Origin of the sequence: Virgisporangium aurantiacum, assembly GCF_016863635.1 — a bacterium.
Lineage (GTDB): Bacteria > Actinomycetota > Actinomycetes > Mycobacteriales > Micromonosporaceae > Virgisporangium > Virgisporangium aurantiacum.
The window spans coordinates 1-15,755 of record NZ_BOPG01000031.1; the positions used below are offsets into that span (position 1 = coordinate 1).

A 15,755-nucleotide genomic window follows, 5' to 3' on the forward strand; every position below is an offset into this window, starting at 1 on the left:
AGGCCTACGCCGTCGCGGCGGCCACCGCCGACCGCCGCGGCGCCACCCGCCGGGCGGTGGGCGCCGCCCGCGCCGGCCGCCCGGTCGCCGAGCGCCTGGTCGGCGTGCGGACCCCGGACCTGGCCGGGCTGCGCCGCGCCGGCACGGCCGGGCTCACCCCGCGGGAGCGGGAGATCGCGCGGCTCGCCGCGCCGGGCACCACCAGCCAGGCGATCGCGGCGAGCCTGGTCGTCTCGGCCCGGACGGTCGACAACCACCTGCAGAACGTCTACCGCAAGCTGGGCGTCCGCAACCGCACCGAGCTGCGCGCCGCGCTCGACCGGGACCGCTGAGGCGGGCGGCGCCACCGGGCGGCGGTTGCCAGGACGGCCACGGTCGCCACGGCGGAGATCAGGTGCTGGAGGTCGAACAGCCGCTGGTCGACGGCCAGTGTGACCGTGAGGGCGGCGACGAGCACGGCGATCAGCGACCACCGCACGCGGGGCGCGGCCACGGTGAGCAGGGTTGCGGCGATCAGGGCGAACGATCCGCTCGACGAGCCGGCGTCGCGTTCGGCGAGGGTCGCGGCGGCACCGGCGACTCCGGCGGCGACGGCGATCCGGACGCCGAGGAGGACGGGGACGGTGCTCACCCAGTCGCCGCCGAGGAAGACCGCCGCCATCCGGCGGGTACCCAGCCGCCGTTCGGCCACCGGGAACACCAGGAACACCAGGGCCAGGTTGGACCAGACGAAGCCCGGCCGGGTCTGGACGAACGGACCGGTGACCAGTCGCCAGACCTGGCCGTGCCGCAGGTCCGCCCAGGCCAGGCCGAAGTGGCGGAGCAGCACGTGGTGCAGGTGCGGGTCGGCGGCGGTCGCCGCCATGATCCACAGTTGCAGGGCGGCGAAGGCGATCGACGCCGGATAGCGGCGGACCAGCCCGACCGCCCGGGTGAGCGGGCTGCGCGGGTCGGGGAGTTCGCCGGCCCGGGCAACGGCGACTGCCGCCTTCGGCAGGTCGGCGTCGAACCGGTAGGCGAGGTACCGCGGTTCCCACCGCGGTCCCCACTTGTCCTTGTACGCGCGCAGGCCGGCGAAGTTGAACGCCGCGCCGCCGCGCCGGTACAGGGTCCGGATGACCCGGTCGGCGACGGTGTCGCCGGTGCCGGCACCGGACAGCGGAGCCAGGCCGAGGTTCATCCCGCTGTACCCGTCCCGGCGGAAGCGTTCGATCAGCGCGACGAACAGGAACTCCATGACGCCGTTGGCCGCGTCCGGGCGGCGGCGCATCAGGTCGAAGGAGGCGTCCCGGCCCCGGTAGGGCGGCAGCAGGTTGGCGAACGCCCAGACGGTGCCCGCGTCGTCGACCACGGCGACCACCGGCGTCTCGTGCAGGTAGCCGGGATCGAACCGGCCCAGGGTGAACGTGCGTTCCCGGTGCCCGCCGGAGGCGAGCCAGGCGTCGGAGACCTCGGCGAGCCGGGCCAGGTGCGCGTCGTCGAGCGGGTGCGGCAGGTCGACGATCCGGTAGCCGGCGCGTTCGCAGCGCCGCACCGCCGAGCGCAGCCCCTTGCGGTCGCGGCCGTCGAGGGTGAACGACGCCAGGTCGACGACCGCCTCCTCGCCGATCTTGAGGACGCGCAGCCCGTGCGCCGTCAGCGATTCGCATCCCGCGGCGGTGACCTGGTGGAACACCGGTGTCCACCCGTTGAGCGCGCACAACTCCAGGAACCGGCGCACGGCCTCGTCGCGGGAACAGGGCGCGCCGACCGGTTCGCCGAGGGCGACGGCGCTGGTGCCGACCACGGTGTAGCCGACGAACGCCTCGTGGTCGTCGCTGATCACCCAGTTCTTGTCGTCGAGCAGGTGGAAGTGGGCCAGCGCGGTGCTGCCGTGGCGGGCCAGGATCCCGGCGACGACCCGGCGTTGCGCGTCGTGGCCGGGGGTGCCGACGACGGAGGCGACCAGCCGGGTCAGCGCGACGGCCACCACGGTCAGCGCCGCGACCCGGACCGAGTCGACGAAGAACCGCTCGTGCCGCGTCGCCGGCTCGAACCGGACCGGCAGCAGGAACAGCAGCCGGACGCCGCCCCGGATCGACGCCGTCAGCGAGGTGGGCTCGCGGAACTGCGAGTCCAGCAGGTACAGCCCGATGACCGCGTAGCCCAGCACCGACACCAGCCCGGCGGCGAGCACCGCCAGTCCCTGCCGGGCCAGGGCCGGGTCCGCGCGGGCGGTGAAGGCCCGCCTTCCGGCGACGAGGACCGCCAGCACCACCAGCGCCGAGGCCACGACCGGCCGGCCGTGCGGGTCGCGGACGTGGTGACCGGGCAGGGAGACGACCGCGGCCGCCACCGCGAGCCACCACGCGGTCCGCTTGCCGCGCCAGATGCCGCGGGCGGTCACCACGGCGGTGACGCCGGCGGCCAGCAGCACGTAGTGGGCGCCGATCACGGCGGCGACCGCGTAGTCGACCCCGAGCACGCCGGGCCGGCGCACCGGAACGGTGGCCGCGGCGCCGACGAGGTCGATCGCGCCGAGCAGCAGGACCGCCCCGGCCGCGAACCGCCGGGTCAGGTAACCGGTGACGCTCACCGCGCTCATGACGCGTCCACCGGTTGCGCCCGCCGGGACCACCAGGCCAGCGGCGCCCCCACGAGCAGCGGCACCCAGAACTCCCAGACCCGGAACACGACGGCGGCCGCCGCGGCCACTCCGGTGGGCGTCCCCGCCGACACCAGCACCGCCACCACGCCCACCTCCGCGAATCCCAGCCCACCGGGCAGCACACCGACGATGCCGAACACCGCCGAGACGGCGTACGCGATCAGCGCCGTCCCCGGTCGGCTGCCGCCACCGACCGCGCCGATCGCGGTCCACACCATGGCGACGCCGGCGAAATCCACCGCGACGGCCGCGACCAGCGGGACCACCGCGGCGGCCGGGCGCGAACGCAGGAGCGCGACCGCCGCGTAGAACTCGTCGGCCGCCGCCACGTCGTGGTCGCGGGCCGGCCGGCGGCGCACCCGGTCCCAGAGGCGCGCCGGCACCGACCACGTCCGCCGCAACGCCTCACGGCTGCGCACCGCCGCCACCAGCGCCGCGCCGCGGACCACCAGGAACACCAGGAAGACCGCGACCGCGGCCGACTCGCCGCGGGTCAGCTGCCCGTTCCACCGGGCCAGCACGACGCCGAGCGCGAGCGTCACCAGGAACGCCACCTCCGTGAAGGCCAGCGCCAACAGGTAGCCGGCGTGCACCCGTCCCCGCGACAGCGAGCGGGCCCGGCCGTCGCCGTCGAACAGCGCCACCCCGGCCAACCCACCCGACTTGACCGCCGAGTTCACCGCGACCGCGCCCAGCGCCAACGGCACCAGCCGCGCCAATTCCGCGGCGCCGCCGCTGATCCCGGCGGCCTGGCGGCTGGTCGCGTGCAGCAGCACCCAGGCGGCCCACCACACCAGCAGCGCCGCCGCGCCGGCCGACAGCCAGACCGGGTGGGCGTCCCGCAGCGCCCGCGCCGCCGCCGGAACGTCGGCCCGGTCGGCCGCGACCAGGGCGACCAGCACCCCGGCGGCGGCCAGGCCGAGCACACCCCGCACCGTCACCGGCCCTGGACCGCGCGGTGCAGGCTGCGGTGGAGCAGACCGAGGCTGAGGACGGCCAGGGCGAGGTACGCCCAGGTGCTGCCGACGGTGTCCCAGATTGCGTGCATGGTGACCACGCCGAGGAACGTTCCGGCGAAGGCCAGCAGCGACCGGCCGGTGCGGTTCAGGCCGACGCGCCACAGGGCGGCCGCGGCGAGCCCGGTCCAGGCGGCGTGTCCGGCGGGGGCGAGGAGGCCGCGCATGAGGAGCAACTGGTCCATGGCGTGCAGGTTGCCGTGGCTCTGCAGCAGCACCGCGAACGCGTAGCCCATCGTCTCCAGCGAGGCGAAGCCGACGCCGATCGCGACGCCGATGGCCAGGCCGTCGGCGGCGGTGTGGCCCAGCCGGCGGACGAACGGCACGACCGCGAGGGGGAGCAGCAGCTTCGCCGACTCCTCGACGATGCCGATGATCGGCGTGGGCAGGCCGCCCAGGATCCGGGCCGTGTCGGTCTCCAGGATCCCCGCGACGACCGTGCCGACCACGCCGCCCCAGAGCGCGAACAGGCCCAGCGCGCGGGCGTTGACCCGGATCGGTCCGGCCAGGCGCGACATGTAGACGGCGAACGCGGCCGGTGTGGTGGTGGCGCCGACCACGAACAGGGCCGGCAGGTACAGGATGTCGCCGGTGGCCAGCAGCGCCCGGTAGACGAGGTAGTACAGCGCCAGACCGCTGGCCAGCACCGCGAGCGTGGCGGGCAGGGCGCCCAGGAACCGGCGGGCGCGCGGGCGGCGTGGCGGCTTTGGTGCCGGCGGCCAGACCGGGGCGACGGTCGTGGTGGGTGTGGTGTACGGGAACGGTGCGGTGTCGATGGTCATGCGTTCACGATGTCCGCCGGATCATGACGGCTCGATGAAAGCGACCGGGTCAGGGCGACGCGATGCCCGTCACATGTCCCCGGTCCGCGCCGGGAGCCGCACCGTCACCCGGGCGCCGCCGAGCGGTGGCCCGTTGGACGCGTCGACGGTGCCGTCGTGTGCGGTGACGACGGCGCGGACGATCGACAGGCCCAGCCCGGCACCGCTGCCCGACCGGGCCGCCGCGCCGCGCACGAACCGGTCGAAGACCGACGGCAGGAGGTGGTCCGGGAAGCCGGGACCGTCGTCGGCGACCCGCAACCCGACGCCGTCGCGGCCGTCGCGCAGGATGTCGATCCGCACGGTCCGCGCGCCGGCGGCCGCGCTGTTCGTGACCAGGTTGGCGAGGACCTGCCGCAACCGGTCCGGATCGGCGTCGACGGTCACCGGCTCGCCGCGGACCTCCAGCCGCATCTCGGTGACCGGACCGAGCAGCCGGGCCTCGGCCTCGGCCAGGTCGCGCAGGTCGACCGGCTGCCGGTGGACCGCCAGCGCGCCGGCCCGTTCCCGGGCCAGCAGCAGGAGGTCCTCGGCGAGCCTCGTCAACCGGATCGCCTGCGAGCGCGCGGCGACCAGCGACTGCTCCACCTCGGCCGGATCGTCGAGCGCGCCGAGGGCCAGGTCGATCTCGCCGCGGAGCACCGCGATCGGGGTCCGCAGTTCGTGGCTGGCGTCGTCGACGAACGCCCGTTCCCGGTCAAACGCGACCCGGAGCCGGTCGAGCATCGCGTCGAGGGTGCGGGCCAGCCGGGCGATCTCGTCGTCGCCGGGTACCGCCGGCAGCCGCCGGCCGGTGTCCAGCGTCGAGATCGTGGCCGCCTCGCGGGTCAACCGGTCGACCGGACGCAGCGCGGCCCGCACCACCAGCCAACCCGCCACCGACACCAGGGCCACCAGCAGCGGCGTCGCGACCGCGAGGACGAGGAGGGTGTCGCCGCTGGCCTGGTCGATCACCCGGTACCGGGCCGCGACGGCAAGCACGTCACCGGAGGGCAGCTGCCGCGACAGCAGCCGCAGGTCGGCCCGGCCGCCGTCGCGTTCGATCGGAACGGCGCGCCGGGCGTAGTCGCGGCCGTCGACCGCACGGACCTGGGCGGGCGAGAGCAGGCGGTGACCGGTGGCGCCGGCGAGGACGTCGCCGTCCGGCGAGTACAACTGCGCGAGCGGGTCACCGGCGACCGCGGCCAGGTCACCGGCGGCGACCGCGGCGGTGAGGTCGTCGCTGCGGGTGGCCAGGGAGGTGTCCAGCGCCACGTCGAGCCGGTGCTGGATCACCAGGTACAGCACGCCGAGGCAGCCGATCAGGGCGAGCGTGGTGAGGGCGGCGAACAGCGTCACGAGCCGGGCGTGGACCGACCGCGGCAGCACCCGCACCATGTGATCACCCGCCTCCTTTCACGATCCTGTCATCTCGCCGGCCCTAGTTTCGGTCCATGGCACCGGTTCTTGTGGCTCTTGTGGGGATGGTCGTCACCGTGACCGTCGTGGTCCGAGCGGCCCGGGCCGCCCGGGCCACCGCGCGCCGCACCGACGACCGGCTGCGGCGGATCGGCGCGGCAACGGCCGAACTGGCCGAGGAACTGGACCGGCTGCACCGCGACGTGGCGATGCTCGCCGCTCTCACCGAACGGGCCCGGACCGAACGCGGGCGTCACCCGAGCCGGTAGCCGGCGCCCCGGACGGTCTGGATCGTCGACCGGCCGAACGGGCGGTCGACCTTGTCGCGGAGGTGCCGGATGTACACGTCGACCATGTTGGACCCGCCGTCGTAGGCGAAGTCCCATACGTGCTCGATGAGGTGCGTGCGGCTCAACGTCTCGCCCGCGTGCCGCATCAGCTCGTGCAGCAGCGAGAACTCCCGCGGCGACAGGTCGATCGCGGTGTCGGCCCGGTGGACGGTGTGCCCGGCCGGGTCCAGCACGAGGTCGTCGACGCGCAGGACGGTGGGGCGCTGCTGCGGCCCGCGCCGGATCAGTGCCCGCACCCGGGCCAGCAACTCGTCGAGGGCGAACGGCTTGGTGAGGTAGTCGTCGGCGCCGGCGTCGAGCCCGCGCACCTTGTCGTCGACGGCGTCGCGCGCGGTGAGCATGAGGATCGGCACCCACCGGTCCGCGGCGCGGGCGCGCCGGCACACCTCGAAACCGTCGGGCGGCGGGATCATCGCGTCGAGCACCACCGCGTCGTAGTCGGTCTCGGTGACGCTCCACACCGCGTCGGTTCCGGTGGCGACCGCGTCGACGGCGTACCCGGCCCGGCGCAGCCCCCGGCACAGCATGCTCGACATCGCCTCGTCGTCCTCGACCACGAGCAACCTCATGCGATCACGATATGCGGACCGTCAGCCTGCCCACACCGCTCGCGCGTGCGACGTGGGCCGCTTCCTTCCGGAGCTCCGTCAACGGCAGGCGGGCACCGTTCGGGAACGGGGTCACCACCACCTCGGCACCGAGGATCTCCCACACGCCGACGACCCGGCCGTCCACGACGACGATGGGGGATATCCAGCCGGACGTCCGGCTCACCGCGGCCCGGTGTTCCTTCGGGAGCAGCGTCTCGTCGTTGGTGCCGGGGCCGAGGATGTACTGGTCGAATCCGCCGAGCAACCGGACGCCCGGGACCGGGGCGACGCCGGCCAGCTCGTCGACGTGTTCGGTCAGCAGCACCGCCGGCCGCCCGTCGACCTCGACCTCGGTCAGCGCGTCCCCCATGGTCTCGAACCATCGGCGCAGTCGCGGCTTGCTGGTGCTGTTGAGCGACAACCAGCGGTCGAACACCGCGGGAGTGGCCGGACCGTACGCACCCAGATAGGCGGCGATCACCGTGGGCGCGGCCTCGTCGGGGTCCGGTCGCTCTCCCCAGTCGGGGAACCGGTTCGCCGGTGACATGAAGGTGATCTTGTTGCCCTGGTTCGGGCCGTGGCACAGGACGCCGCGCCACGCCAACGGCTTGAGCACCTGGCCCCAGCCCGATCGCAGCCGGTCCTCGATGCCCGCGAACCGCTTGTCGGCGACGATCCGGGTCACCAACTGGTCCCTGGTGAGGACGGACCCGTCGAGGACGTCCGCCACCGTCTCGGTCAGCTCGTCGATCTGCCGCGGGGTGACCCCGGAGACCCGCTGCCAGGATGCCTTCAGCCAGAAGCCGGTGGTCTCCATGAGCGACAGGTAGGCGCCGGCGTTCCCCGGCGTCAGCAGGTGCAGGGTGCCCCGCATCGCCCAGGTCTTCAGCACCGAGAGATCGGCGAAGCCCTTGTCGACGGCGTCCTTGTCGGGTGTCACCTGGCGCAGCGCGACGGCCGTTTCGGCGGCGCTCCGGACCTGCGCCTGCACGCCGCACAGCCGGCCGACGATGTCGCTCGCGGTGCCCTTCGTGCGCGGGTGCAGGTACTGCCGTCGCATCCGCCACGCGCACACCTGTTGCCACGTGACCTTCATGACACCAGTTATAGTGGTTACATGCGAGCGGCCGCAACCGGACGGATCCTGCACTCCCCCCGGGGAGGCTCGTTCCGGTTCGACGCCGGCGCGGTATGCCTGGACTTCGCCCACACCGGCGGCGAGGGCGAGTACGCGATCTACGAGTCCCTCCACGAACCCGCCGATCTGGGCGACTGGCTGGCTTCGCCACCGCTTTCCGCGGTCATGACGGTGCCGGTGACGACCCGGGACCTGGTCGCGGCCAAGGCGTTGCGCCAGGCGATCTGGGACGCGGCGCACGCGCGGGCGGCGGGCCGGCGTCTTCCGGCGGACGCGGTCGCGGTCATCAACCGGGCCGCGGCGGTGTCGCCACTGGTACCGGAGTTGGTTGACGGCGCCGCGGCGTGGGCCTCCCCGGTACGGGCGGCGCAGGCCCTGTCCATGCTGGCGCGGGAGATGATCGACCTGCTGGCCGGCCCGCTCGCCGACCGGATCCGCGAATGCGCGGGCGACAACTGCCCGCTGGTGTTCGTCGACTCGTCCCGGCCCGGCGCCCGGCGCTGGTGCACGATGGAGCGCTGCGGCAACCGTCACAAGGTCCGGGCGCTGCGTACCCGCCGCGCCACCGATGCGTGACCGTGGTCTACGTTGCGAGGCGTGCCCGCGCTGTCCTGGCCGCTCCGAGTGTCGATCCTCTGCTGGTTCGCGTTCGAGGTCGGCCTGCTCGCGCGCGACCTGGCCAACCGGAAGGATCGCCGGGGTCGGGACCGCGGCACCCGCGCGATCGTCTCCCTCACCCTCGTGCTCTCGATCCTGATCGGGTGGCTGCTGCACCGCTGGGCCCCGGCGCTGGACACGCCCGCGGCGGACGCGTTCGCCGTCGTCGGCGTCGTCGTCATCTGGATGGGCCTGGCCGTTCGCGTCTGGGCGGTGCTGACCCTCGCCGGATCGTTCAGCACCTTCATCCAGGTCGACGCCGACCAGGCCGTCGTCACCCGCGGCCCGTACCGGTGGGTGCGGCATCCCTCCTACACCGGCCTGCTGCTGATCGCCCTGGGACTCGGCCTGAGCGCCGGCAACTGGCTGTCCCTCGCGGTCTGCGTCGCCGGCACGACTCTCGGACTGGTGCCGCGCATCACGGTCGAGGAGTCCGAACTGGTCCGCGTCCTCGGTGAGCGGTACCGCGCCTACCAGCGCGCGACGCGTCGCCTCGTACCGGGGCTGTGGTAGATGTCGGGCGAGGACTGGGCGGCCCTGCTCGCCGACGGGTCGCTGCGGGTGACGCGGGACGGGGCGTTGGAGTTCGAGCCCGTCCCCGATCCGGATCGCAAGCGTGGCGCCCTCGCCCGGCGGCTGGTCGAGACCGGGGCCGCCGGGCCGGATCCGGGGGATCCGGCCGATCCCGAGCAGTGGGAGGCGATCCTGATCGCGGCGGCGCTGCGGCGACCGGAGACCGGCACGATCCGGACCGCCCGGATCCGGATGGTCGACTACCACCACGCGACCGGCCGGGCGGTCGCGGGCCTGGTGGCGTTGCCGCGTCCGCGGCTGGAGGCGCTGTACCTGGGCTACGACGAGGGCGGCATGCTCGACATGAGCCTGACCACGTCGACCGGACGCGACCTGACCACGATGCTCGTGGCGGAGGAGTTGTCCTTCCCGCTGGTCGACCCGGGAACGGCCGGGCGGCTGTCCGACGCGCTGCCGGCGCTACGCCGGTTGTATCTGGAAGGCACCCACCTGTTCGACGACCTGCGCCACGAGACGCTGACAACGCTGTGGCTGCACGGCGCGCCGTTCGACGCGATGTGGGTCGATTCGCCGGCGCCGGAGGCGACCTGGCTGCCGCAACTGACGACGTTCAACCTGATCAGCGGTGCCGACTCCGCCGGCGGCGCGGCGTCCGCGGTCCGGATTCGCCCGTCGCCGGTCTCGTTCCCCCGGCTGCGCCGGCTCGACCTGCGGGGTTCCGTCTTCGACCACGGCACCGTGTCCGTCCCCGCCGGCGGGGACGTCCTCGATGTGCTGGCGGACGGGGCTTTCGGCGCCTTTCCGGCCTGCGCGTGGGTCACCGAGTTCGAGGCCGTCGCCCACTGGCCGGTACTGCCCCAGTTGCGGTTCCTCGGAGTCACCAGCCTCGACACCGGTGAAGACGGCTGGGACTCGATGGATCGGGTGGCCAGGTTGGCGCCCCGGTTCGCCCACCTGGAACAGCTCGCGGTTGCCGAGATGACAGGCCAACGGGACGCCGTTCAGGCGTTGCTGCCGAACCTCGTCGTCGAGCCGTTGCCCGGGTACCGTCCGGTGCTGTGACCGCTGACGACGTTCCCTCAGCTCGTTGATCTTCACCCTGCACACGTCCGCGAAACGGCCCGCCGCGGCCGTCGTGGCCGGCACGACCGTGTCCCTCGCCGGCGGTCTTCGCGTCGAGGCGGCCGGTGGGCTGGCGCTGCGCTGCACCCCCGGTGGCCTGATCGTGGATCCGGAGGTCGGCGGGGCGTTGCGCGCCTGGGCGGCCGACGGCGACCAGGTCGTCGAGCAGGGCTGGCCCGCCGACCTGGCGGCGTATCCGGCCCGGCCGACGCACGCGTTCACGATCGGCAACGAGACGGCCGAGAGCCTGGAGGTCTGGGTCGAGTGGGTGGCGGTGGACACGACGGTCCCGGCGGGTGGGGTGCTGCCGGCGGTGTGGGTCGGCGAGCCACTGCGCGACAGCCCGGACGCCTGGCGTCACGTGTGCGAGATCAACTACGAGACCGGTGTGCTTCAGCTCTGGGAGACGCCGACCTGCGCCCTGGTGGTGGGTGAGCCGCCGCTGGACACGCTCGGCGCGTGGGGCGAGGTTCCGGCCTCGCTGCGTCCGGTGGACGCCGGCCGGCGCGGTTCTCAGCGCTCATGCCGGGCCGGCCGTCGACGCGGCATCCAGATGTCCGGCCCCGGCGGTTGACGCATCACGTCCCCGCCGGGTGCAGCACCCCGTCGACCCGGCGGGAAATGCGGCGGTAGCCGTTGCGGAGTTCGGCGGGCAGGAGGTCGGACGGTGCGTTCTGCCAGGCGACCGGGCGCAGGAACCGGCGGATGGCCGTGGTGCCGACGGACGTGTGCTGCGTGTTGGTGGCCGGCCACGGCCCGCCGTGGTGCTGCGCCCACGCGACGGCGACGCCGGTGGGGTACCCGTCGAAGACGATCCGGCCGGCGCGGGGGAGCAGCCGCCGGGTGAGCCGGCCGGGCAGGTCGGTCTCGCCGGGGCCGCGGTGCACGGTGGCCGTCAGCGAGCCGGGGAGCCGGTCGAGGGCGTCGAACAGTTCGCGGTCGTCGGCGTAGCGGGCGATCACGGCGACGGGACCGAAGCACTCGTCGGTGGCCTCGGGCGGAAGGTCCGCGGCGGTCGTGGTGAGCAGCAGCGGGAGGCCGGTGCCGATTGCGGTCTCCCCAGCGATTTCCCCGACGGATTGCCCGGTGGCGGCGGCGAGCCGGGCGGTGCCGCGTTCGTACGACGCGGCGATGCCGGCGTTGAGCATCACCGCCGGGGTCATGCCGGCGACGGCCGCGCGGACGGCGGCGACGAGGGTGTCGCCGTCGGGTCCGGCCGGCACGAAGGCCAGGCCGGGTTTGGTGCAGAACTGCCCGGCGCCGAGGGTGAACGAGCCGGCCAGGTCGGCGCCGATGCGGTCGGCCCGATCGGCGGCGGCCAGCGGGGTGACGACGACGGGGTTGAGGCTGCTGAGCTCGCCGTGGAACGGGATCGGGTCGGGCCGCCCCTCGATGACGGCGAGCAGCGCGCGGGCGCCGGCGGTGGAGCCGGTGAAGCCGACAGCGCGGACGGCCGGATGGGCGACGAGGTCGGCACCGGCCCGCACGCCGTGCACGATGGCGAGGGTGCCGTCGGGCGCGCCGGCCTTGCGCGCGGCGGCGTCGAGGACGTCGAAGCACAGCTGTGACGTCGCCGGGTGCGAGCCGTGTGCCTTGACGACGACGGGGCACCCGGCAGCCAGTGCCGAGGCGGAGTCGCCGCCGGGAACCGAGAACGCGAGCGGGAAGTTGCTGGCGCCGAACACCGCGACCGGGCCGAGCGGCACCAGCATGCGTCGCAGGTCGGGGCGGGGACCCATCGGGGTGTCGCCGGCGTGGTCGATGGTGGCTTCGAGGTAACCGCCGTCGCGGAGGACCTCGGCGAAGAGCCGGAGTTGGTAGGCGGTGCGGGTCAGCTCGCCGGTCAGGCGGGGGTTTCCGAGGGCCGTTTCCCGGTCGGCGACGGCGACGATCGGGTCGCGGTGTGCCTCGAGCGCCTCGGCGAGCGCGTCGAGCAGCGTGGCGCGTCCCTCGCGGCCCAGCGCGTCGAGCGGTCCGGCGGCGGCGAGTGCCGCCCGGCAATGCTCGTCGACCTGTGCCGTCGTGGTCTCGGTGGTGACGATCTCGACGGTGGCGCCGGTGCGGGGATCGATGCTCGGAACGTCCATCATTCCGGCCCTTTCTGGATGACGGTGTGGGCGACGGTCCATGCGCGGGCCTGCTCGCTGAGGGTGACGCCGAGGCCGGGGCGGCCGGACAGGTGGATGCGACCGTCGCGGATGTCCAGCCGTTCGTTGAACAGCGGATGCAGCCAGTCGAAGTGTTCCACCCACGGCTCGTGCGGGTAGGCGGCGGCGAGGTGGACGTGGATCTCCATCGCGAAGTGCGGCGCCAGCGTGAGGTGGTGGTGCTCGGCGAGGGCGGCGAGCCGCTGGAACTGGGTGATGCCGCCGATGCGTGGGGCGTCGGGCTGGATGACGTCGACGGCGTCGAGCAGCCGCACATGCTCGGCGACGCTGGTGAGCATCTCGCCCGAGGCGATCGGCGTGTCGAGGGAGCGGGCGAGAGCCGCGTGCCCGTCGACGTCGTCGGCGTCGAGGGGTTCCTCGATCCAGGTCAGGTCGAACTCCTCCAGCGCCCGCCCGACCCGCGTCGCCACCGGCCGGTCCCACTGCTGGTTGGCGTCGACCATCAGCGGCACGTCGTCGCCGAGCCGATCGCGCACGGCCCGGACGCGGGCGAGGTCGACGGCGGGGGACGGGTGCCCCACCTTGATCTTGACGCCGCCGATGCCGGCCGCGCGCGCCGCCTCGGCGTTGTCGAGCACCCGCTCGACGGGTTCGTGCAGGAACCCGCCGCTCGTGTCGTAGCAGCGCACCGAGTCGCGGTACGCGCCGAGCAGCTTGGCGAGCGGCAGGCCGGCGCGCTTGGCCTTGAGGTCCCACAGCGCCACGTCGATCGCGGCGATCGCCTGGGTGGCCGCGCCGCTGCGACCCACCGACGCACCGGCCCAGGCGAGCTTCGTCCAGAGCCGGCCGATGTCGTTGGGGTCCTCTCCGATCAGCTCGTGGGCGACCTCGGCCGCGTGGGCGTACTGGGCCCGGCCGCCGGCCCGTTTGCTGTAGCCGAATCCGAGACCGTCGAGGCCGTCGGTGGTGCGGACCTCGGCGAACAGGAACGCCACCTCGGTCATCGGGCGCTGCCGGCCGGTGAGCACCTTCGCGTCGCTGATCGCCTGCTTCAACGGCAGCGTCACCGACGACAGCGTGATCCGGGCGATCACGATCGAACCAGACATGGTCGCTTGGGGTTGAACTGCCAGCCGGGCAGCAGCTGTCGCATCGCGACGGCGTCGTCGCGGACGTTGAGGCGGCGTTCCCGGTACAGCTCGTGGGCGGCGTCGAGCGCGTCACGGTCGAGTTCCACGCCGAGGCCGGGCCGGTCGGGGACCGCGATGTGGCCGTCGGCGATGTGCAGCGGCTCGCGGGTGAGACGCTGCCCGTCCTGCCAGATCCAGTGCGTGTCGAGTGCCGTGATCTCGCCCGGAGCGGCGGCACCGACATGGGTGATCATCGCCAGCGAGATGTCGAAGTGGTTGTTGGAGTGCGAGCCCCAGGTGAGCCCGAAGTCGCGGCAGACCTGGGCGACGCGGACCGAGCCCCGCATCGTCCAGAAGTGCGGGTCGGCGAGCGGGATGTCGACGGCGTCGGCGCGCACGGCGTGGGCCAACTGCCGCCAGTCGACGGCGACCATGTTGGTGGCGGTGCGCAGACCGGTGGCGCGGCGGAACTCGGCCATCGTCTCGCGGCCGGACAGGTCGCCCTCGGCACCGACCGGATCCTCGACGTAGGCGAGCACCCCGTGCAGGTCCCGGCACAGGGCGATCGCGTCGGGCAGCAGCCACCCCCCGTTCGGATCGATGGTGACGCGGGCCTGCGGGAACCGCGCGGCGAGCGCCCGCACGGCGGCGATCTCCTCCTCGCCGGCCAGCACGCCGCCCTTGAGCTTGAAGTCGGTGAAGCCGTACCGCGCCCGCGCGGCCTCGGCGAGGGCCACGATCGCGTCGGGCGTGAGCGCGGGCTGCCGGCGTAGCCGTTCCCAGTCGTCGACCGGGTGCGGCTCGACGGCGTAGGGCAGGTCGGTCTGCGCATGGTCGCCGACGTAGAAGAGGTAACCGAGGACGGGTACGGCGGTGCGCCGGATCCCGTCGCCCAGCAGTTCGGCCACCGGGACGCCGAGGTGCTGGCCCAACAGGTCGAGCAGCGCGGTCTCCAGCGCGGTGACGGCGTGCACGGTGACGCGCTGGTCGAACGTCTGCTGGCCACGGCCGAAGAAGTCGAGCTCGGCGTACCGGTCGGCGATGTCGCGCAACAGCGAGGCGTACCGGGCGACCGGCTCGCCGACCAGGTGCTCGGCCGCCGTCGTGATCGCAAGCCGGATCGGCTCGCCGCCCGGCACCTCGCCGACACCGATGTTGCCGGCGTCGTCGGTGACGATCGTGACGTTCCGCGTGAAGAACGGACCGTGCGCACCGCTGAGGTTCAGCAGCATGCTGTCGTGCCCCGCCACCGGGACGACCTCGACGTGCGCGATGGTGGGCATCGTCAACGCACCTTGTCCACTAGCGCCGCCAGATCGGAGCGGTCGGTGTCGGTCAGGTCGGTGAGCGGGGGACGGACCCGGCCACCGTCGCGGCCGACCGCGGTGAGGCCGGCCTTGATGATGGAGACGGCGTAGCCGCGGGCCCGGTCGCGGATGTCGAGGTACGGGATGACGAAGTCGTTCAGCAACTGGTAGACGGTCGTCCGGTCCTGCGCCCGTACGGCGGCGAAGAAGCGCAACGCGAACTCGGGCAGGAAGTTGTACAGCGCCGACGAGTACGTGGTGACCCCGAGCTGCAGCAGCGGCAACGCGAACGTCTCCGCGGTGGGCAGCCCGCCGATGTAGACCAGCCGGTCGCCGAGCCGGGCGTAGGTACGGGTCATCCGTTCGATGTCGCCGACACCGTCCTTGAGACCGACCAGGTTCGGGTTCCGGTCGGCGAGCTCGGCGACGGTCACATCGTCGAGGACCGCGTTGGCCCGGCTGTAGACGATGACGCCCAACGTGGTCGCCCGGCATACGGCGGAGACGTGTGCGATCAGCCCGGCCTGCGTCGCTTCGGTGAGGTACGGCGGAAACAGCAGCAACCCGGCGGCGCCCGCCTTCTCCGCGGCGAGCGCCTGTTCGGTGGCCTGCGCGGTGCTGCCGGTGGCCGGGGCGACCACCGGCACCACGTCGCCGATCTCACCGACCGCGGCCCGGACCACCGATCCGATCTCGGCCGAGGTGAGCGAGAAGCCCTCGCCGGTACCACCGGCGGCGAACAGGCCGGCGACGCCGAATCCGGCCTGCCACGCGAGGTGTTCGCGGTAGCGGGCCTCGGCGAAGGCGAGGTTGTCGTCGAAGTGCGTCACCGGAAACGAAAGCAGACCGGTGGCGAGTCGGGCGGCGAGTTCAGTGGGCGGAATCTGCGTCACGCGGTCACGGTATGGACCCACCACGATGCCTGTCCAAGAGTGTT

The 15,755-nt window shown here is 73.6% G+C and carries 16 protein-coding genes; 6 read left to right on the forward strand and 10 right to left on the reverse strand.

The window, feature by feature from the left end:
• Positions 1–332, forward strand: a 332-nt coding sequence (locus tag Vau01_RS24135) for a response regulator transcription factor (RefSeq protein ID WP_203996594.1), incomplete at its 5' end; no start/stop codon positions are given.
• Here the strand turns inward: Vau01_RS24135 and Vau01_RS24140 are convergent.
• The 4 genes from Vau01_RS24140 to Vau01_RS24155 form a co-directional block, all read right to left on the reverse strand.
• A complete protein-coding gene (locus tag Vau01_RS24140; RefSeq protein ID WP_203996598.1) occupies positions 269–2,584 on the reverse strand; it encodes a phosphatidylglycerol lysyltransferase domain-containing protein in 2,316 nt (771 codons plus the stop codon). The two genes, Vau01_RS24135 and Vau01_RS24140, sit on opposite strands and share 64 nt — an antisense overlap.
• Positions 2,581–3,588, reverse strand: a complete 1,008-nt coding sequence (locus tag Vau01_RS24145; RefSeq protein WP_203996603.1) for a lysylphosphatidylglycerol synthase domain-containing protein — start codon at positions 3,586–3,588, stop codon at positions 2,581–2,583. Before Vau01_RS24145 ends, Vau01_RS24140 begins: the two co-directional genes overlap by 4 nt.
• Positions 3,585–4,445 (reverse strand): PrsW family glutamic-type intramembrane protease, encoded by an 861-nt coding sequence (locus Vau01_RS24150; RefSeq protein WP_203996606.1) that lies wholly within the window; start codon positions 4,443–4,445, stop codon positions 3,585–3,587. Before Vau01_RS24150 ends, Vau01_RS24145 begins: the two co-directional genes overlap by 4 nt.
• A 69-nt stretch (positions 4,446–4,514) precedes the next feature.
• Positions 4,515–5,861 carry a sensor histidine kinase gene (locus tag Vau01_RS24155; RefSeq protein ID WP_203996608.1) on the reverse strand — a complete coding sequence of 449 codons (1,347 nt, stop codon included), beginning with the start codon at positions 5,859–5,861 and terminating at the stop codon, positions 4,515–4,517.
• A gap of 56 nt (positions 5,862–5,917) precedes the next feature.
• Between Vau01_RS24155 and Vau01_RS24160 the strand changes: the two genes are divergently transcribed.
• Positions 5,918–6,151 carry a hypothetical protein gene (locus Vau01_RS24160; RefSeq protein ID WP_203996609.1) on the forward strand — a complete coding sequence of 78 codons (234 nt, stop codon included), beginning with the start codon at positions 5,918–5,920 and terminating at the stop codon, positions 6,149–6,151.
• On the opposite strand, the gene Vau01_RS24165 is transcribed toward Vau01_RS24160, so the two are convergent.
• Positions 6,136–6,801: a response regulator transcription factor gene (locus Vau01_RS24165; RefSeq protein WP_203996611.1), complete on the reverse strand. Its 666-nt coding sequence runs from the start codon at positions 6,799–6,801 to the stop codon at positions 6,136–6,138. The two genes, Vau01_RS24160 and Vau01_RS24165, sit on opposite strands and share 16 nt — an antisense overlap.
• Positions 6,802–6,805: 4 nt before the next feature.
• A complete protein-coding gene (locus tag Vau01_RS24170; RefSeq protein WP_203996613.1) occupies positions 6,806–7,918 on the reverse strand; it encodes a DNA glycosylase AlkZ-like family protein in 1,113 nt (370 codons plus the stop codon).
• 21 nt (positions 7,919–7,939) lie between these two features.
• Here Vau01_RS24170 and Vau01_RS24175 point away from each other — a divergent pair, with 21 nt between their 5' ends.
• From Vau01_RS24175 to Vau01_RS24190, 4 genes are read left to right on the forward strand one after another with little or no spacing between them, the layout of a single operon-like run.
• Positions 7,940–8,536: a CGNR zinc finger domain-containing protein gene (locus tag Vau01_RS24175; RefSeq protein WP_203996615.1), complete on the forward strand. Its 597-nt coding sequence runs from the start codon at positions 7,940–7,942 to the stop codon at positions 8,534–8,536.
• 21 nt (positions 8,537–8,557) lie between these two features.
• Positions 8,558–9,130 (forward strand): methyltransferase family protein, encoded by a 573-nt coding sequence (locus tag Vau01_RS24180; protein WP_203996617.1) that lies wholly within the window; start codon positions 8,558–8,560, stop codon positions 9,128–9,130.
• The gene (locus Vau01_RS24185) at positions 9,131–10,213 is read left to right on the forward strand and encodes a hypothetical protein (RefSeq protein WP_203996619.1); all 1,083 of its coding nucleotides are present in this window, start codon (positions 9,131–9,133) and stop codon (positions 10,211–10,213) included. It begins immediately after the preceding gene.
• Positions 10,214–10,238: 25 nt separating this feature from the next.
• Entirely contained in the window at positions 10,239–10,847 is a 609-nt protein-coding gene (locus Vau01_RS24190) for a hypothetical protein (protein ID WP_203996621.1), read from the forward strand.
• A 4-nt stretch (positions 10,848–10,851) separates the two neighbouring features.
• Here the strand turns inward: Vau01_RS24190 and Vau01_RS24195 are convergent, their stop codons facing one another.
• Genes Vau01_RS24195 through kdgD form a run of 4 tightly spaced genes read right to left on the reverse strand, consistent with a single transcriptional unit; the run spans position 10,852 to position 15,711 of the window.
• Complete coding sequence (locus tag Vau01_RS24195; RefSeq protein WP_239151808.1) at positions 10,852–12,360, reverse strand: aldehyde dehydrogenase (NADP(+)); 1,509 nt, start codon at positions 12,358–12,360, stop codon at positions 10,852–10,854.
• Positions 12,360–13,475, reverse strand: a complete 1,116-nt coding sequence (locus Vau01_RS24200; protein WP_275423955.1) for an L-talarate/galactarate dehydratase — start codon at positions 13,473–13,475, stop codon at positions 12,360–12,362. The genes Vau01_RS24195 and Vau01_RS24200 overlap by 1 nt, the downstream gene beginning before the upstream one ends.
• Positions 13,472–14,794 (reverse strand): enolase C-terminal domain-like protein, encoded by a 1,323-nt coding sequence (locus Vau01_RS24205; protein WP_203996625.1) that lies wholly within the window; start codon positions 14,792–14,794, stop codon positions 13,472–13,474. The genes Vau01_RS24200 and Vau01_RS24205 overlap by 4 nt, the downstream gene beginning before the upstream one ends.
• 2 nt (positions 14,795–14,796) lie before the next feature.
• Positions 14,797–15,711 carry a 5-dehydro-4-deoxyglucarate dehydratase gene (gene kdgD / locus Vau01_RS24210; protein ID WP_203996626.1) on the reverse strand — a complete coding sequence of 305 codons (915 nt, stop codon included), beginning with the start codon at positions 15,709–15,711 and terminating at the stop codon, positions 14,797–14,799.
• Between the last annotated feature and the right edge of the window lie 44 nt (positions 15,712–15,755).

Bases quoted from the DNA above. Each gene is read 5' to 3' on its own strand.
- Vau01_RS24195 (WP_239151808.1), bottom strand. From the start codon at position 12,360: ATGGACGTTCCGAGCATCGATCCCCGCACCGGCGCCACCGTCGAGATC.
- Vau01_RS24165 (WP_203996611.1), bottom strand. From the start codon at position 6,801: ATGAGGTTGCTCGTGGTCGAGGACGACGAGGCGATGTCGAGCATGCTG.
- Vau01_RS24185 (WP_203996619.1), top strand. From the start codon at position 9,131: ATGTCGGGCGAGGACTGGGCGGCCCTGCTCGCCGACGGGTCGCTGCGG.
- Vau01_RS24175 (WP_203996615.1), top strand. From the start codon at position 7,940: ATGCGAGCGGCCGCAACCGGACGGATCCTGCACTCCCCCCGGGGAGGC.
- Vau01_RS24205 (WP_203996625.1), bottom strand. From the start codon at position 14,794: ATGCCCACCATCGCGCACGTCGAGGTCGTCCCGGTGGCGGGGCACGAC.
- Vau01_RS24140 (WP_203996598.1), bottom strand. From the start codon at position 2,584: ATGAGCGCGGTGAGCGTCACCGGTTACCTGACCCGGCGGTTCGCGGCC.
- Vau01_RS24160 (WP_203996609.1), top strand. From the start codon at position 5,918: ATGGCACCGGTTCTTGTGGCTCTTGTGGGGATGGTCGTCACCGTGACC.
- Vau01_RS24155 (WP_203996608.1), bottom strand. From the start codon at position 5,861: ATGGTGCGGGTGCTGCCGCGGTCGGTCCACGCCCGGCTCGTGACGCTG.
- Vau01_RS24170 (WP_203996613.1), bottom strand. From the start codon at position 7,918: ATGAAGGTCACGTGGCAACAGGTGTGCGCGTGGCGGATGCGACGGCAG.
- Vau01_RS24150 (WP_203996606.1), bottom strand. From the start codon at position 4,445: ATGACCATCGACACCGCACCGTTCCCGTACACCACACCCACCACGACC.